Origin of the sequence: Hydrogenophaga sp. (assembly GCF_026125825.1) — a bacterium.
Classification (GTDB): domain Bacteria; phylum Pseudomonadota; class Gammaproteobacteria; order Burkholderiales; family Burkholderiaceae_C; genus Hydrogenophaga.
Window position 1 is genome coordinate 1 of record NZ_JAHCKK010000187.1, and the last position, 3,602, is coordinate 3,602.

The 3,602-nt window shown below is 70.6% G+C and carries 3 protein-coding genes; all 3 read left to right on the forward strand.

All coding sequences use genetic code 11. The features are described from left to right. Positions 1-838 (forward strand): phosphoribulokinase (locus KIT86_RS24685; RefSeq protein WP_297403328.1); only part of this gene is annotated, 838 nt, incomplete at its 5' end. After that, entirely contained in the window at positions 835-2,910 is a 2,076-nt protein-coding gene (gene tkt / locus KIT86_RS24690; RefSeq protein WP_297403330.1) for a transketolase, read from the forward strand. The genes KIT86_RS24685 and tkt, both read left to right, overlap by 4 nt. Next, on the forward strand, positions 2,907-3,575 hold the full coding sequence (locus tag KIT86_RS24695; RefSeq protein ID WP_297403332.1) for an HAD-IA family hydrolase: 669 nt from the start codon (positions 2,907-2,909) through the stop codon (positions 3,573-3,575). The genes tkt and KIT86_RS24695 overlap by 4 nt, the downstream gene beginning before the upstream one ends. The last annotated feature ends 27 nt before the right edge of the window (positions 3,576-3,602 follow it).

Genomic DNA, 3,602 nt, shown 5'->3' on the forward strand with positions numbered 1-3,602 from the left:
GGGCGCGGGAACCACCTCGGTCACCCGCACCTTCGAGAACATCTTCCGCCGCGAAGGCGTCACCGCCGCCATCATCGAAGGCGACAGCTTCCACCGCCACGACCGCCAGGAAATGAAACTGCGCCAGGCCGAAGCCGAGCGCGCGGGCAACGGCCACTTCAGCCACTTCGGCCCCGAGAACAACCTCTTTCCCGAGCTCGAAGCGCTGTTCGCCAGCTACGCCCGCAGCGGCACCGGCCAGTCGCGCAAGTACCTGCACGACGCCGAAGAGGCCGCGCCCTGGAAGCAGGCGCCCGGCACCTTCACGCCCTGGCAGGCACTGCCCAAAGACACCGACCTGCTGTTCTACGAAGGCCTGCACGGCGCCGTGGTCACGCCCGAAGTCAACATCGCCCAGCATCCCGACCTGCTCATCGGCGTCGTGCCCGTGATCAACCTCGAATGGATCCAGAAACTCTGGCGCGACAAGTCCAAGCGCGGCTACAGCACCGAGGCCGTCACCGACACCATCCTGCGCCGCATGCCCGACTACGTGAACTACATCTGCCCGCAGTTCGCGCACACCCACGTCAACTTCCAGCGCGTGCCCTGCGTGGACACCTCCAACCCCTTCATCGCGCGCGAGATCCCCGCGCCCGACGAGAGCTTCGTCGTCATCCGCTTCGCCAAGCCCAAGGGCATCGACTTCCAGTACCTGCTGAGCATGATCCACGACTCCTTCATGTCGCGCGCCAACACCATCGTCGTGCCCGGCGGCAAGATGGAGCTGGCGATGCAACTCATCTTCACGCCCTTCATCTGGCGGATGATGGAAAGGAAGCAGAGGGTGATGGCATGAGCAACCGCCAGCCCCCCAACCTTGACCTCGCGCGCCGCATGGCCAACGCGATCCGCCTGCTCGCGGTGGACGCGGTGGAGGCCGCGCAGTCCGGCCACCCCGGCGCGCCCATGGGCATGGCCGACATCGCCGAAGTGCTCTGGAACCGCCACCTGCGCCACAACCCGGCCCACCCGCACTGGTTCGACCGCGACCGCTTCGTGCTCTCCAACGGCCACGGCTCCATGCTGCTCTACGCGCTGCTGCACCTCACCGGCTACGAGCTGTCGATGGACGACCTGCGCCAGTTCCGCCGCCTGCACAGCAAGACCGCCGGCCACCCCGAGGTGGGCGTGACCCCCGGCGTGGAAACCACCACCGGCCCGCTCGGCCAGGGCCTGGCCAACGCCGTGGGTATGGCGCTGGCCGAGAAGCTGCTCGCCACCGAATACAACCGCCCCGGCCACGCCATCGTGGACCACCACACCTATGTGTTCCTGGGCGACGGCTGCCTCATGGAAGGCATCAGCCACGAAGCCTGCTCGCTCGCCGGCACGCTGCGCCTCTCGAAACTCATCGCGCTCTACGACGACAACGGCATCTCCATCGACGGCCACGTGCAGGGCTGGTTCACCGACGACACGCCGCGCCGCTTCGCCGCCTACGGCTGGCAGGTGGTCACCGTCGACGGCCACGACCCCGGCGCGATTGACGCGGCGCTGCGGCGCGCGCGCAGCGCCAGCGCGCAGGCCGAAGGCAAGCCCACGCTGATCTGCTGCAAGACCGTCATCGGCAAAGGCGCGCCCCACAAACAGGGCAGCCACGACGTGCACGGCGCCCCGCTCGGCGCGGCCGAGGTGCAGGCCACGCGCGACGCCCTGGGCTGGAGCGCCGCGCCCTTCGAGATCCCGGCCGACATCGCCGCCGCCTGGAACGCCACCGAGCGCGGCCACGCGCTCGAAGCCGACTGGCAGGCCCGCTTCGCCGCCTACCGCGAGGCCTACCCGGCCGAGGCCGCCGAGTTCGACCGCCGCCTGCTCGGCGAGCTGCCCGAGGGCTTTGCCGAGCGCCTGCCCGCCATCGTCGCCGCCCTGGGCCAGCGCAGCGACGCCGTGGCCACGCGCAAAGCCAGCCAGCTCGCGCTCGACGCCATGGCGCCGCTGCTGCCCGAGATCTTCGGCGGCAGCGCCGACCTCACCAGCTCCAACCTCACCCACTTCAAGGGCTGTGTCACCGCCGGCCCCGACAAGGCCGGGCGCTTCACCGGCGGCAACCACCTGAGCTACGGCGTGCGCGAGTTCGGCATGGCCGCGATCATGAACGGCCTGGCGCTGCACGGCGGCTTCATCCCCTACGGCGGCACCTTCCTCGCCTTCAGCGACTACAGCCGCAACGCGGTGCGCATGGCCGCGCTCATGAAGCTGCAGGTCATCCACGTCTTCACGCACGACAGCATCGGCCTGGGCGAAGACGGCCCCACCCACCAGCCGGTGGAGCACGTGCCCAGCCTGCGCCTCATCCCGGGGCTGGACGTGTGGCGCCCCGGCGATGCGCTGGAAACGGCGGTGGCCTGGGCCCACGCGCTGCAGCGCCGCGACGGCCCCACCGCGCTTGCGCTCTCGCGCCAGAACCTGCCGCCGCTGGGCGACGAGACCCGCGCCGCCGCCGTGCAGCGCGGCGGCTACGTGCTCTCGGACATGGCGGGCGCGCAGGCCGTCATCGTCGCCACCGGCTCCGAAACCGTGCTCGCCCTGCAGGCGCAGACCGCGCTCGCGGCCGAAGGCATCGCCGTGCGCGTCGTCTCCATGCCCTGCACCAGCGTGTTCGACCGGCAGGGCGCCGCCTGGCAAGACCAGGTGCTGCCGCCCGCGCTGCCGGCCGTGGCGGTGGAAGCCGCGCACCCCGACTTCTGGCGCAAATACGTGGGCCGCAGCGGCCGCGTGGTCGGCATGAGCACCTTTGGCGAATCGGCCCCCGCGAAAGACCTGTACGCCCACTTCGGCATCACCGCCGCGCGCGTGGCCGACGAGGTGCGCGCGCTGCTGCACCCGCGCCCGCGCGTGCGTGCGGGCATCGAGGTGGAGGCCGCATGAGCGCCGTGGACCTGGCGATGTTCGACCTCGACGGCACGCTGGTCGCCACCGCTGGCGAGATCGGCGACGCCGTCAACGACACCCTGGTGCGCTTCGACCTGCCTGCCGTGTCGCAGGTGCAGGTGGAGCGCTGGATCGGCCACGGCACGCGCGAGCTGCTGATCCAGGCCCTGGCCTCGGCCGGCCAGACCGGCGTGGACGTGGTGCGCGCCAGCGGCACCCTGCCGCTGATCGCCGCCGAGTTCGACCGCCACTACCAGCGCCGCTGCGGCACGCGCAGCCAGCTCTACCCCCACGTGCGCGAAACCCTCACCGCCCTGCGCGAACGCGGTGTGAAGCTCGCCGTCGTCACCAACAAGGAGCGCCGCTACACCGCCACCGTGCTCGACGCGCACCGTCTCGCGCCCCTGTTTCACCGCGTCGTCAGCGGCGACACCCTGCCCACCAAAAAGCCCGACCCGGCCGGCATCCAGAGCTGCCTGTCGCAGTTCCAGGTGCCACCGGAGCGCGCGCTCTTCGTGGGCGATTCGTCCATCGACGTCGCCACCGCGCGCCACGCGGGCGTGCGCGTCTGGGCCCTGCCCTATGGCTACAACATGGGCGAGCCCATCACCGCTTGCGAACCTGATCGCGTCATCGACAACCTCTCGGCCCTTCTTCACTGACCATGACACAGAAAGCTCCCCTCCGCC

Bases quoted from the DNA above. Each gene is read 5' to 3' on its own strand.
- tkt (WP_297403330.1), top strand. From the start codon at position 835: ATGAGCAACCGCCAGCCCCCCAACCTTGACCTCGCGCGCCGCATGGCC.
- KIT86_RS24695 (WP_297403332.1), top strand. From the start codon at position 2,907: ATGAGCGCCGTGGACCTGGCGATGTTCGACCTCGACGGCACGCTGGTC.